At 66.3% G+C, this 23384-nt stretch carries 27 protein-coding genes and 2 CRISPR repeat arrays; of the genes, 14 read left to right on the top strand and 13 right to left on the bottom strand.

Annotated features, from left to right (window positions below; all coding sequences use genetic code 11):
• Window positions 1-123 precede the first annotated feature (123 nt).
• Window positions 124-999, bottom strand: coding sequence for a helix-turn-helix domain-containing protein (locus tag ACIBQX_RS19710; RefSeq protein WP_397006349.1), 876 nt, complete (start codon window positions 997-999; stop codon window positions 124-126).
• Window positions 1000-1187: 188 nt separating this feature from the next.
• Here ACIBQX_RS19710 and ACIBQX_RS19705 point away from each other — a divergent pair, with 188 nt between their 5' ends.
• Window positions 1188-1667 carry a hypothetical protein gene (locus ACIBQX_RS19705; RefSeq protein WP_397006347.1) on the top strand — a complete coding sequence of 160 codons (480 nt, stop codon included), beginning with the start codon at window positions 1188-1190 and terminating at the stop codon, window positions 1665-1667.
• Between the two features lie 751 nt (window positions 1668-2418).
• Here the strand turns inward: ACIBQX_RS19705 and ACIBQX_RS19700 are convergent.
• The 3 genes from ACIBQX_RS19700 to ACIBQX_RS19690 are packed head-to-tail and all read right to left on the bottom strand — an operon-like array spanning window position 2419 to window position 3662.
• On the bottom strand, window positions 2419-3213 hold the full coding sequence (locus ACIBQX_RS19700) for an ABC transporter substrate-binding protein (RefSeq protein WP_397006812.1): 795 nt from the start codon (window positions 3211-3213) through the stop codon (window positions 2419-2421).
• A 12-nt stretch (window positions 3214-3225) separates the two neighbouring features.
• Window positions 3226-3429: a hypothetical protein gene (locus ACIBQX_RS19695; protein ID WP_397006345.1), complete on the bottom strand. Its 204-nt coding sequence runs from the start codon at window positions 3427-3429 to the stop codon at window positions 3226-3228.
• The gene (locus tag ACIBQX_RS19690; RefSeq protein ID WP_397006344.1) at window positions 3426-3662 is read right to left on the bottom strand and encodes a hypothetical protein; all 237 of its coding nucleotides are present in this window, start codon (window positions 3660-3662) and stop codon (window positions 3426-3428) included. The genes ACIBQX_RS19695 and ACIBQX_RS19690 overlap by 4 nt, the downstream gene beginning before the upstream one ends.
• 114 nt (window positions 3663-3776) lie before the next feature.
• On the opposite strand from ACIBQX_RS19690, the gene ACIBQX_RS19685 reads away from it, so the two are divergent.
• The gene (locus ACIBQX_RS19685; protein WP_397006342.1) at window positions 3777-4181 is read left to right on the top strand and encodes a Fur family transcriptional regulator; all 405 of its coding nucleotides are present in this window, start codon (window positions 3777-3779) and stop codon (window positions 4179-4181) included.
• Window positions 4182-4286: 105 nt separating this feature from the next.
• Here ACIBQX_RS19685 and rpmF read toward each other — a convergent pair whose 3' ends face one another.
• Genes rpmF through rpmG form a run of 5 tightly spaced genes read right to left on the bottom strand, consistent with a single transcriptional unit; the run spans window position 4287 to window position 5398 of the window.
• Window positions 4287-4454: a 50S ribosomal protein L32 gene (gene rpmF / locus ACIBQX_RS19680; protein WP_397006340.1), complete on the bottom strand. Its 168-nt coding sequence runs from the start codon at window positions 4452-4454 to the stop codon at window positions 4287-4289.
• 2 nt (window positions 4455-4456) lie between these two features.
• On the bottom strand, window positions 4457-4756 hold the full coding sequence (gene rpsN / locus ACIBQX_RS19675) for a 30S ribosomal protein S14 (RefSeq protein WP_397006338.1): 300 nt from the start codon (window positions 4754-4756) through the stop codon (window positions 4457-4459).
• Window positions 4756-4992, bottom strand: coding sequence for a 50S ribosomal protein L28 (rpmB, locus tag ACIBQX_RS19670; RefSeq protein ID WP_397006336.1), 237 nt, complete (start codon window positions 4990-4992; stop codon window positions 4756-4758). Before rpmB ends, rpsN begins: the two co-directional genes overlap by 1 nt.
• A complete protein-coding gene (locus ACIBQX_RS19665) occupies window positions 4992-5237 on the bottom strand; it encodes a type B 50S ribosomal protein L31 (protein ID WP_397006334.1) in 246 nt (81 codons plus the stop codon). Before ACIBQX_RS19665 ends, rpmB begins: the two co-directional genes overlap by 1 nt.
• A complete protein-coding gene (gene rpmG / locus ACIBQX_RS19660; protein WP_397006332.1) occupies window positions 5234-5398 on the bottom strand; it encodes a 50S ribosomal protein L33 in 165 nt (54 codons plus the stop codon). Before rpmG ends, ACIBQX_RS19665 begins: the two co-directional genes overlap by 4 nt.
• Window positions 5399-5477: 79 nt before the next feature.
• On the opposite strand from rpmG, the gene ACIBQX_RS19655 reads away from it, so the two are divergent.
• From ACIBQX_RS19655 to ACIBQX_RS19645, 3 genes are all read left to right on the top strand, one after another.
• Window positions 5478-6599, top strand: a complete 1122-nt coding sequence (locus tag ACIBQX_RS19655; protein ID WP_397006330.1) for a CobW family GTP-binding protein — start codon at window positions 5478-5480, stop codon at window positions 6597-6599.
• The gene (gene rpsR, locus ACIBQX_RS19650) at window positions 6596-6823 is read left to right on the top strand and encodes a 30S ribosomal protein S18 (protein ID WP_397006328.1); all 228 of its coding nucleotides are present in this window, start codon (window positions 6596-6598) and stop codon (window positions 6821-6823) included. Before ACIBQX_RS19655 ends, rpsR begins: the two co-directional genes overlap by 4 nt.
• 94 nt (window positions 6824-6917) lie before the next feature.
• Window positions 6918-7451, top strand: a complete 534-nt coding sequence (locus ACIBQX_RS19645) for a hypothetical protein (RefSeq protein WP_397006326.1) — start codon at window positions 6918-6920, stop codon at window positions 7449-7451.
• A 243-nt stretch (window positions 7452-7694) separates the two neighbouring features.
• Here the strand turns inward: ACIBQX_RS19645 and ACIBQX_RS19640 are convergent, their stop codons facing one another.
• On the bottom strand, window positions 7695-8363 hold the full coding sequence (locus tag ACIBQX_RS19640; RefSeq protein ID WP_397006324.1) for a hypothetical protein: 669 nt from the start codon (window positions 8361-8363) through the stop codon (window positions 7695-7697).
• A 503-nt stretch (window positions 8364-8866) separates the two neighbouring features.
• Between ACIBQX_RS19640 and ACIBQX_RS19635 the strand changes: the two genes are divergently transcribed.
• Complete coding sequence (locus tag ACIBQX_RS19635) at window positions 8867-10033, top strand: DUF1684 domain-containing protein (protein WP_397006322.1); 1167 nt, start codon at window positions 8867-8869, stop codon at window positions 10031-10033.
• Window positions 10034-10039: 6 nt separating this feature from the next.
• Window positions 10040-11668, top strand: coding sequence for an FAD-dependent oxidoreductase (locus ACIBQX_RS19630; RefSeq protein WP_397006320.1), 1629 nt, complete (start codon window positions 10040-10042; stop codon window positions 11666-11668).
• 45 nt (window positions 11669-11713) lie between these two features.
• Here the strand turns inward: ACIBQX_RS19630 and ACIBQX_RS19625 are convergent, their stop codons facing one another.
• Window positions 11714-12307: a helix-turn-helix domain-containing protein gene (locus ACIBQX_RS19625; RefSeq protein ID WP_397006318.1), complete on the bottom strand. Its 594-nt coding sequence runs from the start codon at window positions 12305-12307 to the stop codon at window positions 11714-11716.
• Window positions 12308-13320: 1013 nt separating this feature from the next.
• Here ACIBQX_RS19625 and ACIBQX_RS19620 point away from each other — a divergent pair.
• From ACIBQX_RS19620 to ACIBQX_RS19590, 7 genes are all read left to right on the top strand, one after another.
• Window positions 13321-14217, top strand: a complete 897-nt coding sequence (locus ACIBQX_RS19620; RefSeq protein WP_397006316.1) for a DNA methyltransferase — start codon at window positions 13321-13323, stop codon at window positions 14215-14217.
• Window positions 14214-14426: a DNA-binding protein gene (locus ACIBQX_RS19615; protein ID WP_397006314.1), complete on the top strand. Its 213-nt coding sequence runs from the start codon at window positions 14214-14216 to the stop codon at window positions 14424-14426. Before ACIBQX_RS19620 ends, ACIBQX_RS19615 begins: the two co-directional genes overlap by 4 nt.
• A 204-nt stretch (window positions 14427-14630) precedes the next feature.
• The gene (locus ACIBQX_RS19610) at window positions 14631-15014 is read left to right on the top strand and encodes a VOC family protein (RefSeq protein ID WP_397006312.1); all 384 of its coding nucleotides are present in this window, start codon (window positions 14631-14633) and stop codon (window positions 15012-15014) included.
• A 298-nt stretch (window positions 15015-15312) separates the two neighbouring features.
• Window positions 15313-16101 (top strand): hypothetical protein, encoded by a 789-nt coding sequence (locus tag ACIBQX_RS19605; RefSeq protein WP_397006310.1) that lies wholly within the window; start codon window positions 15313-15315, stop codon window positions 16099-16101.
• 776 nt (window positions 16102-16877) lie between these two features.
• Entirely contained in the window at window positions 16878-18230 is a 1353-nt protein-coding gene (locus ACIBQX_RS19600; protein WP_397006308.1) for a tyrosine-type recombinase/integrase, read from the top strand.
• A 93-nt stretch (window positions 18231-18323) separates the two neighbouring features.
• The gene (locus ACIBQX_RS19595) at window positions 18324-19121 is read left to right on the top strand and encodes a DUF2637 domain-containing protein (protein WP_397006306.1); all 798 of its coding nucleotides are present in this window, start codon (window positions 18324-18326) and stop codon (window positions 19119-19121) included.
• Window positions 19122-19356: 235 nt separating this feature from the next.
• A complete protein-coding gene (locus tag ACIBQX_RS19590) occupies window positions 19357-19677 on the top strand; it encodes a hypothetical protein (protein ID WP_397006304.1) in 321 nt (106 codons plus the stop codon).
• Between the two features lie 185 nt (window positions 19678-19862).
• Window positions 19863-20681: a CRISPR direct-repeat array (repeat unit 30 nt; unit sequence GTTGAGACCCCTCGTAGGGGCGATGAGGAC).
• Between the two features lie 267 nt (window positions 20682-20948).
• On the opposite strand, the gene ACIBQX_RS19585 is transcribed toward ACIBQX_RS19590, so the two are convergent.
• Both ACIBQX_RS19585 and cas2 read right to left on the bottom strand, forming a co-directional pair.
• Entirely contained in the window at window positions 20949-22424 is a 1476-nt protein-coding gene (locus ACIBQX_RS19585; protein WP_397006302.1) for an SAVED domain-containing protein, read from the bottom strand.
• Between the two features lie 55 nt (window positions 22425-22479).
• Window positions 22480-22985: a CRISPR direct-repeat array (repeat unit 30 nt; unit sequence GTTGAGACCCCTCGTAGGGGCGATGAGGAC).
• A 132-nt stretch (window positions 22986-23117) separates the two neighbouring features.
• The gene (gene cas2 / locus ACIBQX_RS19580) at window positions 23118-23381 is read right to left on the bottom strand and encodes a CRISPR-associated endonuclease Cas2 (RefSeq protein ID WP_189140158.1); all 264 of its coding nucleotides are present in this window, start codon (window positions 23379-23381) and stop codon (window positions 23118-23120) included.
• Window positions 23382-23384: the final 3 nt, after the last annotated feature.

Below are 23384 nucleotides of genomic sequence, written 5' to 3'. Positions count from 1 at the left end.
GCGCCACCCCGCCGCGGTCGCGGATCGTGCTCTCGCCCACCGGCGCTCCCCTGATTCGGAGAAGAAACCTCCCCAGGTTTGGGCATACCAACCCGGTGCGTCAAGGGACGGGCCCCGCCGCCCTCACCAGCGCAGGCCCGAGCTCAGCACGTGCCCGCCGAACGGGCCGTCGCTGGGCTTACGCCACCCGGCCCGCGCCGCGTACTCCGGCCCGTACGGCGGCCTGATCTCGTGCCAGCCGCACGTCTGGATCTGGCCCTCTGACGTGACGTACATCCGGTGACACTTCAGCTCCTTGGTGACCGGTTTCTCCAGAAACGTGTCGTACGCCTGCACCACCATGTCCGCCCGGGTGCCGACCGGGCCGCGCAGCCGGCTCCTGATCAGCATGCGGCCCTCGCGGATCCGGACGCACGCCTCCAGTTGCACGCCTTCGCCCGCGTCGGCCCACGTGCTGCAGCGGTCCCCGCCGCTCTGCCCGGCCGTCACGGTGGCGGCGACGGACGGCGCCGGTTCCGTGCCCCAGCTCCGGCCCGCGAGCGCCCCGCCCAGGAAAGAGATCACCGCCACCGTCGCGGTGGCGACGGCGGCGGTCAGGGGCGGCACCGACCTGCGGGGGGCCGGGGCGGGCTGGAGAGCGGCCTCGCGGCCGCGGTGCTCGGCGGCCCTGGCTCGCCAGCCGCGTTCCTCGCCCTCCAGCCGCTTGCGCAGCTCGTCGATGCCGCCGCCGAGCGCGATCAGCGTCCGGGCCCGCTCTGGGGGCAGCTCCAGCGCGGCGGCGATCTGCCGCATCGCCTCCTCGCCGGGCAGGCGGTTGCGGTCGGCGAGTTGGCGGGCTCCCGACAGCCAGCGGGAGATGAGCGAAGGGCTGGCGTCGGCGACCCGGTTCGCGAGGTACTTCTGCGGGCGTCCCTGCGAGCGCAGCGCCTCCCTAATGCCCTCCGCCGCCTCGTCCAGCTCCGCGGCGAGCCGGTCCACGAGCTCCTCGAACGCCCCCATCCGGCGCGCACTCCCTTCCCGCAATTGTTCACCGGACCGTGAAACCGCAGGTGAAGCCAGGGGTGCAAGGCCGCGCACGATTGCACGCCATGCACCCTCTGGCCCCGCCACCGGTCCCGGGCCAACCTGCGTCTTGCGAACCACCCATGCTCGCACAGCAGTGCGAGCCGAAGCCTTGAGGAGACATCATGCGATCGCTGATCGTCGGGCTCGTCGCCGCCGCCGCGCTGGCCGGTCTGCCCGCCGCCGCGTCCGCCCAGTCGACCGCCCAGTTGCCTACCTGCTCCGGAAAGCTGGTGATGCGCGAGGCGGTCTACACGCGGGAGATGCTGAAGGCGGCGTACATCCACGTGTTCTACGACTCCCGCACCTCGACCGCCTGCGCGTACCTCAACTCCACGAACGCCACCTGGGGGACCAGGAAGCACATGACGATCATGCTGAAGCAGTGTGCCCGGCCCGGCCAGGGCTACGGCTCCTGTGACGGCCAACTGCAGTCGACGGCCAGGCGCGGCTGGTACACCGGCCGCACCGACACCGCCCGGCTGAACATCTCGCGCGGCTGCATCATGGCGACGGGCCGGATCTACTGGGGCAAGCACTACGGCCTATTCTCCACCAAGTCCAACATGTGTGTGAGCGGCGCGGGCAGCGCGACCCGGGGCTAGCGAAGCCCGTCAGTGCAGGGGGCCCGTGTTCCACGGGCTGTTCGGGGGCGGCCAGGAGAGCGCGGTGGGCGGCCAGGACCGTGGTGTACCAGTCGCCGAACGTCTCCTCGTCGAAGTGCAGGCAGCGGCCGAGGATGCGTGAGACCCGCCAGCAAGATCTCGGACCTGACTTCTACGAAACAAATATCAACAGACAGCGCCGGGAACGTGACCTAGTACGTCACCTCGAACGTCTCACCGGCAAGAGGATCACCCTTGACCAGCCCGACCAGCAGCCCGCCGCCTGACCACCCCGCGCCCACAGCCTCCTCCCACGATCACAGGCTGAGGTTCGCCGCTGCCTGCCCAGATCAGGTCATGTTTCCACGGTTCGTTGCCGCGGTTAGCTCTTGCGAGGTCGAGCTGAGCGCGGCTGATCAGGACGCCGGGATGCTTGAACGCGGCCGAACAGCCATAAGGGGCGTGCTCAGGGCCTCCCGACCGGGTTCACCGGCGTGGGCACACTGGGCGCCGTACGAGCCGAGGGGGTCGCCGCGATCATGAGGATCGCGGCGACCGGTGCCGCGAGCAGCCATGCCACCCTGCTGTCTTCCCCATGTTCGTGGCCGGGCTCGGACGTTCCCGTACGAAGGCGGAAGGTTCGCCGCCGGTCACGCGCCAGGTGGGCGTCCTCGGCGGCGCGAACACGCGCGAGACGCGCCTGGCGCGTTCCCCCGCCACCTGCAGGAGGCGTCGATGGATCGATCACCGGTCAGAACGCATCGGGGTAGAGCTGCTTCGCGATCTGTCGCACGATCGAGATGTTGCCCAGCGTTCCGGGGAACACATCGGCGCTGGAGACCGCGATCAGCCGACCAGCGCGCACCGCCGGCATGTCCGGGAAGGTAGTGGTGAGGTACTTGCGGGTCGCGGCCTCGTGCTTCTTGTCGTACACCGAGAACACCAGCGCGTCGGGCTGCTCGGCCGCGAGGGACTCGGGGGTGATCGTCGCGGCGAAGAACTTCGCGAACGCCGGCTGATCGGGAGTGTAGACGTTGTCGGCCCCGGCCAGGCGGAGGATGTTGTATTCGACGCCGGCGCCGATGGCCTGCAGCGTGGTGCCGTCGACATACACCTGCGCGACGCGCAGCTTGTCCACGTCAGCAAGCGCCTTGGCGACCTCGTCGAGGTCGGCTCGGCTCTGCGCGATGAGCTTGGTGGCGGCGTCTTCAACGCCGAAGACCTCGCCGATGTTCTTCAAATCGGTGAACAGGTCCGTGACCTCACCGGTCATGCGCCGGTCTTGGCATCCGCCGTTGGCGACGTAGACGGAGGCTCCGGCCTGGTCGAGCTGCTCGATGCTCGCAAAGCCCCGCTCTGCCGTGAACTCGTAGGTGGTGGGCGAGTAGACGAAGTCCGGTTCGACGGCCAGCAGGTCCTCACGGCTGGGCGGGGTGACCCCGCCGATCACCGGAATGTCTTCGGCCAGCGGCGCCACGTCGTCCGGCAGTGCCTGCGCCGTGGCCTGAGCCTGACCGGCGATGCGGTCGGCCAGCCCCAGACGCAGCAGCAGCTCGGTCTACGCCGGATGCATGCCGACGGCTGCTTCTGGAACACCGTCGACGACGACCTTCCGGCCGCAGTTCTCCAGCGTCACCGCGGCGGCCGCGCCGGATCCTTCGGAGGCCTGCGTCACAGAGGAACCGCAGCCGGCGAGAAGCAAGGCCAGGGCGGCGTTCGCGATGGCGGCGGATCGTACCGGGATGCGTGAGACGCGGGTCATGTGCGGACGCTGCTTTCTGTTTGGGTGGAGGGCCCATCGATGTGGCCTTCACCTGCATCGAGGCGGCGGAAGGCGAAGACGGGATCGTCGGTGTCGCCGAGGACGCGGACGTCCACGCCGAAGATGGTGCGGATCAGCTCAGGGCTGAACACTCGGGCCGGCGGCCCGTCGGCGACGATGCGACCGGCGGCGAGCACGACGACACGGTCGCAGTACTGGGTCGCGATTTTCATTGTTGACGCTGGGAGGTCCTGTGCCCACCCCTGTCGTCCTTAGGGCGGGCCAGCGGCCGAGCCCGCCGGCGCGGCCGACCTCAGCATGTGGCCGATCGCCAGAGGATCGGCCCAGTGACCGTCACTTCCTGGGGCATGGTGACCATGGCGCGGTGGACAGCGATATTGAAAGCGGCCGGCATTCGGGCGACGACGCAGCGGCTGCGCGTGCTCGACGTCCTGGCAGCCCACCCGCTGCCCATCTCGGCCCAGCGCATCCACACCGTGCTGCAGGACAGCGGCGAGAACGTCGGTCTCACCACCGTCTACCGCACCCTCTCCTCGATGGCCGAGGTCGGGCTCATTCACGTCTTCACGCACGCGGGTGAGTCTGTTTACCGGCTGTGCGGCCCGGCCAGGCACCACCATCTCGTCTGCCGCGTCTGCGGTCTGGTGGCCGAACGGCAGGAGGAGGACATCGTGGACGGTTTCCGGGCTGAAGAGGTGTACGGCGTCTGCGCGGCGTGCGAGAAACGCTAGCGGGCTACGGGTCACAGCAGAGGAGGAAACGGCCACCGGGGGCCGTCCGTGCAGCCGCGCCCGGCTTGTCCCATGCACGGTTCGGTCCCCGATGACCGGGTCACCTCATTCGACCGTGATCAGGCCCCGCTGGTAGGCGCGGACGAGGCGGCGGGGCACGAGCAGCTCGCGCCCGTTCACGGTGATCGGCACCAGGTCGGGGGCGGTGGCCTTCCACTGGCTGCGGCGGTGGCGGGTGTTGCTGCGGGAGGTCTTGCGCTTGGGTACGGCCATGGCTACCAGCTCGCTTTCGTGATGCCGGGCAGCTCGCCCCGATGCGCCATCTCACGGAAGCGCACCCGGGAGAGCCCGAACTTGGTCAGGTGCCCGCGCGGCCGTCCGTCGACCGCGTCGCGGTTGCGCACGCGAGTGGGGCTGGCGTCGCGCGGCTGGCGGCTCAGCTCGCGTACGGCCTGCTCCCGCTGCTGCGGCGTGCCGGTGCGGATGAGCTCCTTCAGCTCGGCCCGCCGTGCGGCGTAGCGCAGCACCACGGCCTTGCGGCGCTCGTTGGCGGCGATCTTGCTCTTCTTCGCCATCAGACCTTCTCCCCTCGTGCCCGGATCCGGGCGATGGCCTGCTCGATGCCGATCTTGTCGACGGTCTTGATCCCCCGGGCGCTGAGGGTGAGCCGCACGAAGCGGCCCTCGCCGGGGAGCCAGTGGCGGCGGCTCTGGATGTTGGGGTTCCACCGTCGGGGGGTGCGGCGGTGGGAGTGGGAGACGTTGTTGCCGAAGACCGGCTTGACGCCGGTGAGCTGGCAGTGCGCGGACATCAGGTCCTTCCGTAGCGCTGGTTGAACCGCTCGACGCGGCCCGCGGTGTCCAGGACGCGGCTGCGGCCGGTGTAGAAGGGGTGGCTCGCCGAGGACACGTCAACGTCCACCACCGGGTACGTGTTGCCGTCGGTCCACGTGATCGTCTTGTCGCTCCTGATCGTGGACCGGGTGAGGAAGGCGAAGTCGGAGCCGGAGTCGCGGAAGACGACCGGGTGGTAGCCGGGGTGGATGCCCTTCTTCATCGGTCCTCCCGGAAGAGCACGTGCTGGCGGATGGTGGGGTCGTACTTGCGGAGGGTGAGCCGGTCAGGGGTGTTGCGGCGGTTCTTCCTCGTGACGTACGTGTAACCGGTGCCGGCCGTGGACTTGAGTTTGATCACGGGGCGCACCTCATTTCTGGCCAAAGCGGTTCGTTCCTTTCCACGTGTGGTCGTGTGCCATGATAACGATAATGATTTTCATTCTGCCACGTTGGGAGATTCGATGCCCACCCCCGTCGTCCTCGTCGCGGGCCTGCATGGCACGGCCCGCACCGCCGCCGTCCGGCAACTGCTCGTCCGGCATCCCGGATCCGTCGCCATCCACCACGACTTGCGCGAGGTCACCCGGGACCGCGTCCTGCGCGGCGTCCGCGACGCCACCGGCGTGCTGGACACCGCCGAGGTGCACCTCGCCCACGGCTGCATCACGTGCACGGTGCGCGAGGACCTGCTCCCACAGCTCGTACGGCTGGCGGCCACGGCCACGCTGCTGATCGTGGACCTGTGGGACTCCGTGGAGCCTCGCTCGGTGGCCGAGGCCATCGACTGTGACGAAGCCCGCGAGACGATGCGGCTCACCAGCGTGCTCACCGCCCTGGATGCCGAGGCCCTGCCCGACGACATCACCCGCGGCGAGCTTCTCCGAGAGGTCGGCAAACTGGCGGCCACCGGCGACCAGCGCTACCTGGCCGATGTCCTGGCGCGGCAGGTCGAGTACGCCACCGGGCTGGTGCTGCACGGCGGCGACGAGGACGACCACGACCTCTCCCGGCGGGTGCTCACCCACCTGACCCCGGTCACTCCGATTCACTCCGTCCATGACCTGCCACCGATCACCGGTCCGGCTTTGTGCGTGGCTGAGCTGGCCGAACGCGTGGACCCCGCCACCGCTCAGCTCCCCACCGACGCCCGTACCGAAGAGATCATCACCACCGTCTGGCACAGCCGCCGCCCCCTGCATCCCGCCCGCCTCTTCGACGCGGTGGACGAGCTGGTGACGGAGTCCGTGCGCTCACGCGGCCGCTTCTGGCTCGCCACCCGGCCCAGCCGGCTCCTGGGCTGGAGCGCCGTCGCCGGCATCATCTCGGTCGAGGATGCCGGCCCCTGGCTGGCCGCACTGCCCGAAGCGGCCTGGGACCTCGTCTCTCCCGCCCGACGCCTGGCCGCCGACCTCGACTGGGACTCCGAGCACGGCGACCGTGTCCAGCATCTGGTCTTCACGGGCCCTGACCTCGATGTCGAACGCCTGCACGCCCTGCTCGACTCGTGCCTGCTGGCCGAGGGCGAACATCCCGGCCACGACGACCCGTTCGCCCCCGCCCTCAACCTCGAGGAGATCTCATGAAGCCCCGCCGTGTCCCCCGCAAGAAGCCCAACCCGCTGCGGAACGTCGACCGTATCGACTACAAGGACACCGCCCTGCTACGCACGTTCATCTCCGACCGGGGCAAGATTCGCAGCCGCCGCGTCACCGGCGTCACCGTCCAGCAGCAGCGCCGAATCGCCCAGGCCATCAAGACCGCCCGCGAGATGGCCCTGCTGCCCTACACCTCCCGCCCCACCGCATGAACAAGCTGCCGGTGACCGTCCTTTCGGGATTCCTCGGTGCGGGCAAGGCCACCCTTCTCAACCCGGCTGGGGTGACTCTGACGGTGACGGAATCGTGGAGAAGGGCGGGCGGAAGGCCGGGTTCACTCTGATGTACCCGTCGGACGACAAACTCCGCAGCGACCTTGCGCTGGTGGTGGCGGATCAGGCGCGTGCGCTCGGCATCGAGATCACGACCAAGGGCAGCACCTGGGACGGCATCTACATCGACGGCAAGGCCAATGCCGTGACCTGGGGCGGCGGGCGCCACCATGCGCACCAGCTGTACTCGATGTACTCGTCGAAGGTCATCGACACCGGCTACAACAACATGCCGCAGTATTCCAACCCGGCGGTCGACCGTCACCTCGACCGTGCGTTGTCCGCCACCACGCAGGCCGAGGCGAACAAGCATTGGAAGCAGGCGCAGTGGGACGGCGAGACCGGCTTCGCCGGGGAGCACGGCGACGCGCCGATCATCTGGCTCGTCCGGATCGACCACCTCTACCTCGTCCGCGACGGGCTGCACCTCGGTGACCAGCTGATCCAGGGTCACGGACACGAGTGGGCGCTGTTCAACACTCTTGCCCAGTGGCGCTGGGAGAAGTGAACGCCCACAAGACGGTCGGGGCGGTTCTTGTCATGCCGAGATTGATTCTGCTGCGCGTTCTGCGCCTGGCGACCCTGCTGATCGGGGTGTCGGTGCTCGCCTTCACCCCCGTCTACAACTCACCGATCGACCCGATCCAGGCGTACATCGGCGCCGACGTGAACATCACCGATGAACAGCTGGCGAAGCTCCGCGAGCACTGGGGCCTGGATCGCTCGCCGGTCGAGCGGTCGGCGCCGTTGATCAGGGCACCAGTCGTGGCTTGGGTCCTTTGCGGCGAGAGCCCTTTCCGTGGCGGACGTTCAGCTTGCCGAACCGGCCCAGCTCCCAGCGCACGTCGTCCAGGTCCAGCATCCGGGCCTCGTTGATCCGTAACCCGACATCGGCGACCAGTCGGGCCACGGCGTAGTTACGGGCCGCCGGGGCGAACTTGCGGCAGCTCAGTAGCTCTTCGCGCCACCCGGCGAATAGTTGCTCGATCTCCTCGACTGTTGGCGGGACGCGCAGCTGCGGATCCACGGACAACCGTGGACGGTTGACCTCATCGAGCGGACACTCGACGACCCGGCCGGTGAGGTTGTGCAGCTCAACCTTGTGCCTGAGCTCCAGAAACCGGAAGAACACCGTCAGCGCGGCCGCTCGCCCGGTGCGGGTGGAGGGCTTGGCCTCTCGCAGCACCTTGCCGAAGTAGACGTCGCCGTCTTCGGGCTGCATCTCCCACAGCGGCCGGCCGAACCAGTCCCGGATCAGCTCCAGGTGATTGGCGTCGTTGCGGAGGGTGGCGTCGGTCAGCCCGGCCGACGCGCGAGCCAGCACGAACCCGGTCAGGACATCGGCCTCGAAGGCGGCAAGATCTTCTTCGCTGCCAGGGGCTCGGTGCTCGCGTAGATCTCGTACGACTCCCAGCGCCAACCCACACCTCCTGACTTCACCAACGTTGCCGTCTCATCACTCCTGTGACAGAGGCTTCACGGAGAGTGAAGCTACTTCAGGGCGTGGTGGTCGATCCGGCAAACAGAAGAAGACGCAGTTCGCAGTCCGCGAGCGTGCAAGGTGAGGAGGATCCAGCACCCTCAACTCAAGAACTGTTGCTTACCCTAGATGGAACACGGGTGGAGACCCCGCGAACGCCCCGGACTGGGGAAGTGCCCCTCAACTCTTGCGGCCCGCTGGTGCGGGTGATGTACGACCTGGTAACCGACTGGCGCTCGACTGCAGCAGCGCGCTTGCTTCGGCGACGCCGGTGAACGAGCTGATCCACGCGGCGGCTGAGCACGTGGTCGCCTGCGGAGCAATACTCGCCGTCGGCAACGGCTGAATACTCACTGACCCGGCGGCCGCTGGCGACGAGGCTGTTTTGCCAGATTGGCAAATTAGTTTGACGATCGGCCGAGGTGGGCGGTTAGTGTCGAATCATGTTCGAAGAACGTGTGGAAGTGGACTATGAGGCGTGGCGGCGTGGCCGCTGGGACGAGATCGCCGGACCTCTCGGGAAGGCCGGGGTGGTCCAGCTCGCGACGATCACCGGATCGGCTCAGACGGTCGAGGGCGTGCCCGGACGGTGGGACGCGAGCGGCTCGGACGGGCTGAAGTTCACCGCGGCTGGTGCGGACGGGGTGTCGCTGGACGGCCGTCCGGTGAATGGCACAGTCACACTGACCGGGGGCAGCAGTCTGCGGTTGTCGGGTGAGCGCACTGTGGCTATCTCCGGGGCCGAGAAAATCTACGGGCTGACCGTATGGAACCCCGCCGTCCCCTCGCTGGCGCGGTTGCGGGAGATCGCGGTGTTCCCGGTGGATCCGGCGTATGTGGTCGATGCGGAGTACCGGAGGACGCCGGGGCGGGAAGTGGAGATCGAGCGACTGACCGATCCGCCCACCAAGCACATTCTCCCGGCACCCGCCGATCTGGTGTTCGACCTGGCGGGGCAACAGCGCTCTCTGACGGTGATCGAAACGTTCCCCGGCAACCTGCTGGTGGTGTTCACCGACTCCACCAGTGGAGCCGAGACACCGGACATCGGCAGATGGGTGGTGTTACCGCCCGTGGAGGGCGACACCGTCCGGGTCGATTTCAACCAGGCCGTGCTTCCCCTGCACGTCTTCTCCCGCGCTTTTCCGTGCCCGCTGGCGCCGGAGGGCAACCACGTGCCCGTGCCCGTACCGGTGGGTGAGCGCGCACCTGTTTACGGCGAATCGAAAGGAACGCGGAAGGCTATGAGCACCGATATCAAAGACACCGCTATCCGCTACCTGCGACGGCTGGAAGCAGGTGACTACGCCGGGATGCGTGCGCTGTGCACGGACACCGCGATCGTCTGGCACAACGACGGCAAGGGACAGCAGACCATCGACGAGAACCTCGCGATGCTCAAGGACGGTCCTGCGGCGGAGGCGTCGCTGCGGTACGACATTATCCGCCAGTTCACCGAAGCGGACGAGGTACTCCAGCAGCACGTCCTGCGTATCACCAACGCCGACGGGCCCGTCGGCGAAGTGCAGGCGGCGATGTACTTCCGCTTCAAGGACGGACTCATCGACCGGATCGAGGAGTACGCCAACTTCATCCCGGCCGCTGGCTGACGCCGGATGAAGGTGGTGATCGTGGGTGGCGTGGCTGGTGGAATGTCAGCGGCCACCCGCCTGCGCAGACTTGACGAGAAGGCCGAGATCGTCGTGTTCGAGAAAGGTGAGTACGTTTCGTTCGCCAACTGTGGGCTGCCCTACTACATCGGCGGCGTGATCGGTGAACGGTCGGCGCTGCTGCTGCAGAGTCCGGACGGGCTGAGGGAGAGGTTCGCGCTCGACGTGCGAGTGGGCCAGGAGGTACTGGCGATCGACCGAACAGCTCGCACGGTCACGGTGCGGGATCATCGGTCCGGTGTGGACTACGCACAGCACTGGGATCACCTCGTCCTCAGCATGGGTGCGGAAGCGGTGGTGCCGCCCGTGCCTGGCGTGGAACGCGCGCATGTACTGCGGGACGTCGTCGACGCCGACACCATTGTCCAGGCAGCCGAGCATGCCCGTACCGCCGTGGTGATCGGCGCTGGGTTTATCGGGCTGGAGATGGCCGAGAATCTCCACGCCAGGGGCCTGTCGGTTGCGTTGGTCGAGCAGGCAGGACAGGTGCTGTCCCCGCTGGATCCGGAGATGGCGCAGCCGGTGGCGGCACATCTACATGCTCACGGTGTCGCGGTGCGGCTGGGTACGCGGGTGGCCCAGGTTGGTCCGGACACCGTAGTGCTCGGCGACGGGTCCGCCCTGCCCGCCGACTTGGTCGTCCTGGCCGCCGGGGTACGTCCGCGAAGCGGCCTGGCCAGGGCCGCCGACCTGGCGATCGGCCCAGGTGGTGGAGTCCTGGTAGACGCCTCGTTGCGCACCTCCGATCCACGCGTCTACGCGGTCGGTGATGTCGCCGAGAAGATCGACGCGGTATCGGGGAAGCCTGTGCTCATCCCGCTGGCCGGCCCCGCCAACCGGCAGGGCCGGCTGGCGGCGGATTCAATCACGCGCCGCCCAGCGCGCGACACCGACGGTCGTCGTACCGCCGTGGTCGGCGTGCTTGGGCTCACCGCCGCGGTCACCGGCTGGAATGAGAAACAGTTACGAACCGTCGGACGCGCGCATCGGGTCGTCCACATCCACCCGTCGGCACACGCCGCCTATTACCCAGGGGCAGCGCCGCTGTCGCTGAAGCTGCTCATCGACGGGGACACGGACGGGATCCTTGGTGCGCAGGCAGTGGGAACCGAGGGCGCGGCCAGACGCATCGACGTGCTCGCCACCGCCATGGCCGGAGGACTGAGCGCATCGGATCTGCTCGGGCTCGACCTGGCCTACGCGCCGCAGTACGGTTCGGCCAAGGATCCGGTGAACATGTTGGGGTATGTCGCGGAAAACCTCGCCTCTGTGGCCACGACCACCGTGCAGTGGCACGAGTTGGATGCGGCGCGGGCCGGCGGTGCGACGGTCCTCGACGTTCGGGCACCGGACGAGTTCGCCGCCGGTGCGATCCCCGGTGCGATCAGCGCGCCCCTGGACCAGTTGCGTCAGAACCTAGCCGACCTGCCACCAGGGCGGTTGATCGTGTACTGCCGCGTCGGACAGCGCGGCCACACAGCCACCCGTCTGCTGAGCGCGTACGGTCGGGACACGGCCAACCTCGACGGCGGCTTTCTCACCTGGCAAGCCGGTGTCAGGTCGGCGTCCATGTGACCGAACAACGAACGGTAGTACGTAAGTACACGGCTCCCGCCGAGGCTATGAACGATCAGATTTCCCGGGGCGAGCCCGGATATGCGCACGTTCGCCCTGTTTGCCGAACAGGCTGAGGAACTCGACAGACTCCGTGCCGGCGGCGCCGAACCAGTGGGGAGTGTGCGTGTCGAACTCGGCCACTTCGCCGGGAGTCAGTACGAGATCGTGCTCACCGAGCACCAACCGCAGGCGTCCGTTGAGGACGTACAACCATTCGTAGCCTTCGTGAGTCTGCGGGGACGGTTCTTTCGGGCGGGCTGCGGCCAAGAGTACGAACTTGTATGCCTGGATGCCACCTGGGCGCCGCGTGAGCGGCAGGACTGTCATCCCGCCGTGGCAGCTGATCGGCCGCAGGTGCAGGCGTGGGTCGCCAGTGGGTGGGGCGCCGACAAGCTCGTCGAGTGTGACGTTATGTGCCTTGGCCAGCTGGAGCAGCTGCTCCAGGGTCGGACGGCGACTGCCCGATTCCAAGCGGGACAGGGTGCTCACCGAGATACCGGTCGCAGCGGACAGCTCGGCGAGCGTGGTGTCCCGGTCCTGGCGCAGTGCGCGTAGCCGGACTCCCACGGCGCCGAGTGTTTTCTCCCTGTCGTCCATACCAACCCAGCTTGCCAGTTCAGCAACTCGATTTTCAAGGCTCGGGTAAGGGTGCGATGGTGGCTGTGGAGGTGATCCACGGGTGACCGAAGAGTTGGACGGCCGCTACGACGTGGTGGTCGTTGGTGGGGGTGCCGCTGGCTTGGGCGCGGCGCTGGGGACCTGGGACTCTACTCGCCGGTATTAGCGCTAAGGGTCGCATCTACAGGTCAGCGCGCTGACCTGTAGATGCGAGAAGGGTTCATTGGTCTCGCTTCGGGAGTACCGACTGAGCCGTCAGCCGCCGCCCCACCGAGGCTAGGAACCGCCGCCGCTCGGCCGGCAGCACCGACACATCCAGGGTGTGAGCATCCATCCCGCGCAGGAAGGCCAGCTTGGCCAGCTCGCAGGAAGCCCGCCAGGATCGCGATGTCGACGTCCACGGGGTCTCCGTGCGGCAGGTCGCGGGTCAGGGAGAGCGCCGTTCTGCGCAGGGCCGGCATCGCCATCCACGCGGCGGCGACCGTCCAGGCCGACTGCGGCTGTCGGGCACGGGCGATGAGTTCCGTCCAGACCGCGTCTCGGGCCTGCTGGGTGACGGTCTGGCTGGTGAGCAGCACTCGCAGCTCCAGCAGTTCGATCGGCCCCCGAGGCAGGCCGGGCGCGAATGCTGTGCAGTCCATGGACAGGCAGCCGGGGCCGGTGGTCAGCAGCCGAAACGATGTTTCCGCGGTGTCCAGGGGCGATTCGGTGAGGCGAGGTGCGCTCATGTCGTGCTCCGATTCGAGAAAGGCTCTCGTGGTCTCGGAAACCGGTCTACGCAGCGCCTCAGAAACCGCTCAGAGGTGTGTGGGGAATCGGCTCAGAAATTTCTCAGAAGTCGGCCCTTCTGAGGGCTTCGCCAGCCGCTGATCGGGTGTTTTCGCTCGTTTCTGAGCGGCCTCTGATCCGGCTGCTTGCCTGGTCATGCGCCTCCAGGGTCATGCCTATGGCCTTGAGGGCGCGCATCCGGAAATCGTGTCCCGACAACAGCGATGGAGAAGTCGAATGACATCTACGCGACCGTCAACAATCACCGGCTGACAAAGCCCCTCGGGTGGGAAGAACGGCACCTGGTCATTTCACCGGTCGCTCTCCAGACGGCGCGAGCCTTTGCCGTATGGACACGCCGCGATCTCACCGTGCCCGCCGATGTCGAGCTGGTTCTCGGCGTGTGGGACAGTAACGCGACGTTGGCCGGGGTGGTGTTCGCCGGCTTGCCCAGTTCGTGGCGGGACGACGACGGCGCCACGGTAGAGATCCTCTGCCTGGCCACCGACGGCACACTCGGCGCCGAACGGGCGCTGCTGGGTGGGGTCTGGTGGGCGGCCCGGGTCAAGGGCTATGAGCGGATGCTCGTCAGCGCCTACCCCGGTGGTGCGCGCGCCGTCAAACAGCGGACCTACTGGTTCGACCTGGACCCGATCCGCCAGACTTACACCGGCGACCGTCCACTCACCAGACGCGCCCGAACCGGCGGCACCAAGCCGAACAGCATCACGACGCCCTGGCCACCAACCGGCAAGTACGGCATGACCTGTGAGGACTCCGCAGGCACGCGGCACGGACCGGCAATGCCCCCCACCGGGGAGCGGCACACCACAGCCCACCTCAACGGCAAGAACCCTGGAGACGTCTGGCAGATCTCCACCCGGCCACTGCGGGCGGCGCACTTCGCGGCCTTCCCGATCGACATCCCGTTGCGCGCGATCGCGGCAGGCTGCCGCCCAGGCGGCACCGTCCTTGACCCGTTCACCGGTAGCGGCACGGTCGGCATTGCCACGCGGCGACTCGACCGGCAATTCGTCGGCATCGAGCTGAACGAGCCGTTCGTCCAACTTGCCGTGGCAAGGATCCGAGAGGCCGGAGCGACATTGGGAGGCAGTGCATGAAGCCGATGACCTTTCGTGATCTGCAGGACCTGCCACCCACGGTCGACCTGATGACCGCCGCCTGTGCCCTTGGCATCGGCCGGTCCAAGGCATACCAACTCGCCCGCGACGGCGAGTTCCCCGTTCGCATTATTCGCATCGGCGATCTCTACCGTGTCTGCACTGCTGACCTCATAAAGGTCCTCGGGGCCGACGGGGTGGGCGACTGAGTTGAATTCGAGGTTGCGTCCGTGCCTGCCGGTACGGACGCGACCTCGCAGACAGGTGAGCGCATTTACCGATGTGTGCCCCCTCGACAGTCCAAGCCGCCAGCGTCGTGCCGGCGCCCGTGAAGATCGCAAACCCGCGAACCGGATGTCGGGCCATTCCGTCAGTCCGTGCGATGCGCCGTCCACGTGAGAGCATGCGGCCTCATGGCGCGCATCCACGACATCGTGGTGGACTGTCGGCATCCGGCCTCGCTGGCGCGGTTCTGGGCGGCGGCGCTCGACGATTACCGGATCGCCCCGTACGACGAGGCCGAACTGGACCGCCTGCGGAGCAACGGCATCGACGATCCGGAGGATGATCCGAACGTCCTGGTGGAGGCCGGGCCGGGGGTCAGGCCGCGGTTCTTCTTCTCGCTCGTGCCCGAATCGAAGGTCGTCAAGAACCGGATGCATCTGGACCTGACGGCTGACTCCCCGGCCGCCGAGGTCCGCAGGCTGGTCGGGCTGGGCGCGCGCGTGGTGGCCGAGCATGACGACTGGGTGACGATGGCCGACCCCGAGGGCAACGAGTTCTGCGTCATGCGCTGACCTCAACGGGCTCCGGCCCTCCCTCGGTGATCCAGTCACGGAGCGCAGGAATGGTCGGTCACCCGTAGCGGAGGACGCGAGCCCCGCGCCACCGGCATAGGTCGCTGTCGTCCCAGGTCACCGGCACGTCTGGCGACTCCGTCACCCACGGTTTGCTCCGGCTGGGCTCCGCCGAAGCGCACCCGTGACAGGGTTGAGATTTTCCTTCGCGAAGATCTTCCACAGCCTCCGTTCCGGACGGCACGGAATCGAGAGGGGAAGTATGAGCATGGGTCGATGGACGATGGGGATGGCTCTCGTGCTGACAGCATCGGTCTCGGTCATCGTCCCGCACGCCGAAGCCGCTACCCGTCCCGGTCCGGTCACGGCGCTGAAGCAGCAGCTCAACGGTCATGGCGGAGTGCGGCAGAGCTCGGTCTACCGAGCCGTCTGGGGCCCGAAGAAGGATCACACCACCAGCCGATCTCGGACCGTCTACAAGTTCGGTGGCGGTAAAGTCGTGGCCCTCGACTTCCGCTCCCCGACGTCCCCGACCGGCAGCGGTGCCTCTCGGGCCATCGCCTTCCCGCACCGCACCTACGGCTGGGCGCACGACCCCCTTGATGAGCTGCCGGCGGGCAAGTCCTGGCTCTTGGATACCAAAAAGAACGACCTGTACCTGGATTGCGGGAAGATCAGGCTGAGCAATCCCGCCACCCTCCGGCACGTGCTGGCCACCACGGCGGTCAAACGGCCCGCCGGCGTCTACGACGGCACCCGCACCACCCTCTACGAGGGCAGCACCACCATCGGCGAGCTGTACAAGCTGGATCCGAGCCTGTTGGTGAGCTTCTTCGAAAAGCCCACAGGAAAGTACGCGAGTTACCGCAAATTGCCCGTGAAATGGCGGCTGTGGCTCGGCTCGGATCAACTCGTACGAAGGTGTCAGACGCGGTATGACGAGCCCGACCACCTCGGGAAGGGCAAAGACCGTACGCTCTGGACCGCCGATGTGCGGTTCTCCGGCTGGGGCGACGCCGTCGACATCAAGCCGCCTCCCGCCGAGAAGGTGGCCACCCGCGATGAACTGGTCTCCGACGACGACTGAACGCGGTGCTGCCGCCGCGTTCACGAAAGACGTCGACCATGTGGCACGGGTAGTCGAGCTCATCGGCCCCGACCACTTTGCCGCCAACGGCCCGGATAAAGATCAACCCAGGTCGACAAACCTGCCTGACCCCGCTCTGCTACTGCCACCTGGTGCCGCGACCGGCTGACACTGTCTCGGCTTCGGTTCGCTCTGGATGATCAGCGACTCAGAGTGAGCTCGGTGGGGTACTGGGGTCACATTGTCGTTATCGCGATCTGTAACGGAGAGAGGGTCAGAGCCCCTCAACGGCACGCTCACTCGGCCTGCTCGAACCTGCCGACCCGACACGGAGCAGGGTGCTCAGCCAAGGGGAAACGCTGTGCGCCGGGCCATCGGGACGTGGGCTCCCTCACCCAGATGGCACGGCACGGCCCAGTGCGCCAAGTTCAATCCGATCAATGATCGGGTGATCTTCAGGGTTTTCCGGGGCTGCTAACGGTCACATGATCGGGTTCAAACCACTAACGCCACGCTAACGAACGGTCAAGGGCCTGATCGCTGTCTCCAGCGATCAGGCCCTTGACCTGCTACTGCACTGTCGGGGTGGCGGGATTTGAACCCACGACCTCTTCGTCCCGAACAGGGAAAACGCGTTCATACGGCTCCCTGGTCAGATCGCTTCTTGGGCGTAAAATCGCAGGTAGAAGGGGGTGTTGAGGCACCCAGTGATGACTACGGGTGCCCACTGGTGACAGCGGGTCTCACGGTCAAATGACGGTCAAACGATCAAGGAGGTGATCGACAGGTTGGGATTCTCACGGAAGCGCGGCGGCAGGGACGGCAAGCCTCGATACACGGCCTACTACCTCGACCTGAAGGGTCGGGAGAAGTCCGCCGGTACGTTCTCCAGCAAGAAGGAGGCCGACAGGGCGTGGCGGGACGCCGAGAGTCTGGTCGCGCAGGGGAGGGTGGGGGATCCACGGAGGGGGCGGCAGACGTTCGAGCGGTACGTGCTCGACACCTGGTTGCCGAACCACGAGATCGAGGCCACCACCCGGCAGAGCTACACGTACACGATCCACCGGCACCTGATTCCGGAATTCGGTGCGATGCGGATGATCGACATCTTGCCTGAGCATGTCCGGGTCTGGGTCGCGGCGATGAAGAAGGCCGGGGTCCGTCCGCCGACCATCAAGTACGCCAAGGTGCTGCTGAGTGCGATCTTCACGACGGCGCTCAACGACCAGGTGACGTACCTGCATCCGTGTCGAGGCGTGAAGGTCCCGCCGACGCCGAGGAAGCCCCGGACGATCATCACGCCTGAGCAGTTCGACGAGCTCTATCAGGCGCTGCCCGACGCCGACTCCCGGCTGCTGGTGGAGGTGGCCATCGAGACGGGTCTGAGGTGGGGCGAGTTGACCGAGCTGCGCGTCAAGGACGCGGCGCAGAGGTCGAGAATACTCACCGTCTCCCGCGCGGTCGTCGAGGTAAACCCGAAGTTTCATCCCGACGGTGAACGGTTCATCGTCAAGGAATACCCGAAGGACCGGGAGTTTCGGCGCTTCAAACTCACTGCGCAGATCATGGCGAAGCTTGAGGCGCATATTGAAACAGAGAAGCTGGAGCCCGACGATCTCTTGTTCGTCTGGAGGCAGGAATCGAAGGACAAGCCGATACTCCGGCTTGCTCCAGATCCGCTCAAGCTCGGCCTCACCGAGCCGAACGAGAAAGGGAGAAGTTATCGGCATGGCTCGCTGAGCGCCTACACCGCAGGCAAATGCCGCTGCGAGCACTGTCGTGCGGCCTTTGCCATCTACCGCGCTGGCCGCCGGTCCTCAGGTAAGGACAGCCCGCGCGAGCCACGGCGTCGGGCTACCGATGGCCACATTCCCGCTGACTGGTTCCGGCGACAGATCTGGAAACCCGCGTTGAAGGAGGCTGACCTGGGGATCGACGTTCGAATTCACGACATGCGGCATGCGCATGCCTCCTGGCTGCTCGCGGGTGGTGCGGACTTGCAGGTGGTCAAGGAACGCTTGGGCCACGCCTCGATCGCCACCACCGAGAAGTACCTGCACACGCTGGATGACGCGGACGAGACCGCGCTGGACGCGTTCTCGAAGATCCGGAACCGGTCGGCGAGATGAAGATCAACAGAAGGGGCTATGACATGCGCACTCGTTTTCCCGATTCCCCTCTGACGTTGCCGATCGTGACGTCGCGGACTGCCGTCGGTTGCGGTGCGCTGGCGCTTGCAGGAACTCCTTCGTCGTGCCGGGGGACAGGCGATAACCGCACGCCGCTGGGTGTGTTCGCTCGCCCTGTTCTCCATGGTCGAGAGGGGGTGGGCGGCGCTGGCGCCTGATAATCACGTTGTACTCCGTATCCAGCGCACGACGGTCGTAGGCGTTGCATTCCTGGCCTTGATTGCGGCCGTGGTGTCCTTTCGCCACATGCACGAACTCTGCCTTCGGCACGGTGAAGATGATCTTGCCGCTGTGCTGATCCCTCTGGCCGTGGATGGGTTGATCGTCGTGGCTTCGATGTCCATCTTGCTGTCGAACCAGTACGGCTCCCGAGGCGGCCTCCTGGCCTGGACGCTGCTCGTGGTCGGCAGCCTCGCCAGTCTCGGGGCGAACGTCGCCATCGCCGAACCCAGCTTGATCGGCAGAGTCATCGCCGCTTGGCCGAGCGCCGCTCTGATCGGTAGCTATGAGCTGCTGATGTCCCAGATCCGGCGGGCCGCCGGAGGGCGGGTACGAGATCAGGATGTGCCTGCTTGTGGTGCTGATCCTGTCGCCGGTGCCGATGCCGACCTGGTGGACCAGGAGGAAGAGGCTGGGTTCCCGGTTGAGCACGCCAGGGACGGTCGGGCTTTGCAACGCGAGGCTTGGCGGTGGGCGCTGCAGAACCGGCAGGCGGACGGGGATCTGCCCAGCGGAGTGACCATCGCTCGGGCCTTCTTTCGAAGCCCGCGTTGGGGCCGGCTGGTCAAGAAGGCCGGGCTTACCGGGGAGCTGGTCGACACCGAGAGGTGACAGGCGCGGGGCTGGCTCTCGATACCAGCAGTCCGAGTCTTCGTACAGCAGCCCATCTCCGCAGGACGTGGGGCCGACGCCGTGCGCCACCCCGCTCGAATGCGCCGTAGGGGCCATACCCGCGGTCAGTTAGCCGCAGTCATCTACGACAACCGAACCGCCAACTGATCCGACCGCAACAGGGCCACCCCGGTACCGCCGGGGTGGCCCTGTGTTTGTTCATGGAGGAACCCGGATGATGACGAAGACACCGGCACGCGTGCTCATCAGGGCTCTGTGCCTGATTGGCGCGCTCGCCCACACGGCCGCATGCTTGTCCACACCGCAGGGGCCGGTCACCGCCAAGCGGATCCAGCCCAAGATTTTCACCAAAGGCTGGGACTGTGACCGCGAGCCGATCGCCGGCCACCGCTCGGACGAATGCGTATGGAAAACGCAGTATGTGCCCCAGCGGTACTGGCTGACGGTCAGCCGGACCGACCAGGTGGAGGTCAGGCACTGGCAGTACCGACGTTGCCAAGTCGGCGACCGCTACCCGGACTGCACTCGGGACTGACCCAGTCCGATGGGCTATCCCTAAAGGGGCGCGACAGACGACGGGCCCCTTTAGGCGGTCGGTGTCAGCCATCGTCCGGCGGCGTAACGACCGGAGGGTGGGGTGAGGCCATAGCGACGGGTGGCGACGAGACCCCTAGCATGGAAATGAGGATTCAAAGGCGCCGTCAACATGATCGCCGACTTATTGAGGCCCCTCGTAAGAGCGATGAGGACCAACGCCACCAGCGGCGACACGCAATCGGCCGTTGACAAGACCCTTGGTAGGGGCGATGAGGACCCAAGGCGTACCGGTCCGGCCAGGACGCCGCGATCGTGTTGAGACCCCTCGTAGGGGCGATGAGGACAGACGTCGGACACCGGCACGGCACGCGAAAGCCTGTTGAGACCCCTCGTAGGGGCGATGAGGACCAGGTCGCGGGCGCGTTGAGGGACGCGGCGCTGCTGGTGTTGAGACCCCTGGTAGGGGCGATGAGGACCGAGGAGTACGCGGGGTCGCGGTCCCAGCCCAGCGTTGAGACCCCTCGTAGGGGCGATGAGGACCCTGCGCTTCCGGATGGGCAAGGACATCTCCTACAAGTTGAGACCCCTCGTAGGGGCGATGAGGACAACTGGGCAGGCTCGTTGACACCCTCGTCTGGATCATGTTGAGACCCCTCGTAGGGGCGATGAGGACGTTCTTCACCGCCAACCCGCGACGGGAACCGATCAAGTTGAGACCCCTCGTAGGGGCGATGAGGACCGAACAGCTCAAGGCCGAGTACCGCGCCAACCTGGAGTTGAGACCCCTCGTAGGGGCGATGAGGACGTCGGGTAAGAGCCTGCTGACAATCACGCCGATCAAGTTGAGACCCCTCGTAGGGGCGATGAGGACGCTTCACGGTCCACATCCTCAGCGTCTACATCTGGGTTGAGACCCCTCGTAGGGGCGATGAGGACGACGGCCTCTCCGTCCTGCAGTTCTGGACCTGACCCGTTGAGACCCCTCGTAGGGGCGATGAGGACCCCAAGGTAAAGCCACAGCTCAGGAGTCCTTTTAGGTGCGTCAAGCGGCGAGAATTTGCAGTGAACCTCCGGTCGTGCAGGAAAGCCGGGAGGTTCGCTGCAATATCCTTGATCACCGTGTGCTTAACGCTCCCTGCAGAGCGGAGCACTCGATCAACGTACATCTGAGTTCGGCGAGGCAAGTGGGGGAAGCTTCTTGATCGACATAACACCGTTGCCCTCGCTCTCCATGACGTTCAGCACCCTCAGCCTTCTGCGGTTGACCGTCTATGCGTCGACGGAGAACGCCGCGGTATAGCCGTGGCCTGAGCCAAGATCCTCGTAGACGGTGGTGGGCGCGACGCGGTTCCACCGGTGGCCAAGCAACAGGGCGAGACCTCCGGGGCCAGCGAGGAAGAGGTGTACTCGCTCGGCTGGCGTGCTTTCGAGCTGTGCGCGGACCGCGTTGCGCAGAGATTGCGCGTATGCGACCGCTTGACCAGGGCCGGCCACCGATTGATCATTGGGGCCTTCGGCGGGCATGAGGACCAACAGGGACTGGATGGGAAGGTTCGTAGCCTCAACGAAGGCGGTCACTGCCGAGGTTGGGTCGTTGGTCATGCCGATGGCGACTGCCAGATGGTTGCCTGCGTCGATCGGCACGAGGGAGCGCTGGAGATCCGGGACTGCGATCCGCGGAGCGTTGGAAGCCCAGGGCATGCCAAATCGGACATGACTGACGTTTGTGCCGGTTACCTGCGCCAGTCGGGCGCCCACCGTGAAGAAGGTGGCTTGTCGCATCGCGCCGCGGACGACAACATCCTGAAAGCCTTGGGAGCGGAGGCGCGCTACGGCGTCATCGATATCGTTGCTCATGGCAGCCCAGTCGGCGGGGTCGCGCGGTTGGCGCCTGGTCGGTGGTGACTCTCCCTCATACAAGTCGACCCAGTCCAATGCCACCGTGGCGTCGCTGGGATTCGGGTCGCGGTCGATGGCCTGTATGAGGAGCACCGCGCGTGGGTCGTCGGAGCGTAGTCGCATACGTTCGACCTCCATGGTGATGTCGTCGAGGGTGATTTCTCGCCGGCCTCCGAGAACCCAGTCAGCGACGATGCCGATGCCGCGATCAAGGGCGTCGGCGTCGCTGAGGAGTCCGTTTGCCAGCATGAGGCTCTGGGCTCGGTCTCGCTCGCTGCCGACTGACAGGCCGGGTTTGAAGTGGAGCGAGTCGAGCATGTCGAGGACTTCCTCGCGGGTACAGCTCAGATGCTCTGCCCATTCGTTCAGACGTGCATCAGCGGCCGAGCCTGGTGTCAGCAGGCGGGCAGCGGGATTGAGCAGGTCAGTTCGACCGTCCAACAGGCGGAGCAGGGGATCGCCCGGATCGAGGACGCGGTTGGTGACCAACTCCATGACCGGCGAGTCTCCCGCTGTGGTGAGCTTCTTCCAACTGTTGAAGAACTTCTGCAACAGCGACTTGCTCTTCTTGGTGTCCTGTTTGGTGAGGTAGGCATAGTCAATCATGTTGGTTGGATTAGTGGTCCATTTGACCTGGGTGTAGTGGTGTCGTCCGTTCGCGGAACGAAGGATTACGTCATCGACGTTTCCGACGCCATTGACTTCGATTTCCAGTTGCTGAATTTCGTTAGAGGGGTGCATTACGCGCATTGCGGCGCTCCACCCGATCAGGTCCTGGTAACGGTCGCCGGAGCGGCGAACGCCGCTGCGAGAGTTGGGGCCGGCGGCAGGTCGGAGTACGGTCATCAGACCTCCTAAGGAGATGGATTTTCGGATAGGGATGCCGTTGAGCGGGGGTCCATTTGAGACCCCTCGTAGGGGCGATGAGGACCCGTTTCGGGGTGGTCGGTGAGCGGCAGCTTTTTGCGTTGAGACCCCTCGTAGGGGCGATGAGGACGCGCCCGCGACGGTGTCGATCGTCCACTCGAAGCCGTGTTGAGACCCCTCGTAGGGGCGATGAGGACGAGGACCGGCGACCGGGATAGTGACCAGGTCCGGGCCCGCGTGTTGAGACCCCTCGTAGGGGCGATGAGGACCTGCCCGTCACGCCTGCCTCGATTACGCCCTGTCCGCCAAGTTGAGACCCCTCGTAGGGGCGATGAGGACCCGTCCACCGAATCGGTACCGCTCGATCCCTGGAATGGTTGAGACCCCTCGTAGGGGCGATGAGGACGAGCTCGCGCTTGAGGCCGTCAGCACCGAGATAGAGATGTTGAGACCCCTCGTAGGGGCGATGAGGACATGCCCCCAGTGGTCGGCCGCGCGCGGCAAGAAGCGGTTGAGACCCCTCGTAGGGGCGATGAGGACCCCAATGTAAAGCCACAGCTCAGAAGCCTCTTTAGCTTGGCCTACCGGGCGTGTTTTGCAGTGAACCTCCGGTTGTGCACGCGAGCCGGGAGGTCTGCTGCAAAAACCTTGATCATCATATGGTCGTGGTCTCTAGAGGATGTCGCTTGGAGCGGGTTGGCCGACTCCCCACTCCTGCCGCTCCGGTGTCGTCCCAGGGGGAAAGGTGAAGACGAGCACGCTGTCGTACCCAGCGTCGATCACCTCCTTCACCTGGTGATGGAAGCGTCGTAGCTGTGCCGGGCTGAGGCTGCCTTCGAAGACGCTGCGCTGCACGTGGTGCAGGTACTGTCGGCACAGCCTCAAGATCGCGGCGTTCCGTATGGCGAGGGTGTCGTAGACGACCACGACGTACATGTC

The organism is Nonomuraea sp. NPDC049714, assembly GCF_044465295.1.
Classification (GTDB): Bacteria; Actinomycetota; Actinomycetes; order Streptosporangiales; family Streptosporangiaceae; genus Nonomuraea.
The sequence above is the reverse complement of the archived record's forward strand: the minus strand, read 5'-3'. Positions and strand labels throughout refer to the sequence as shown.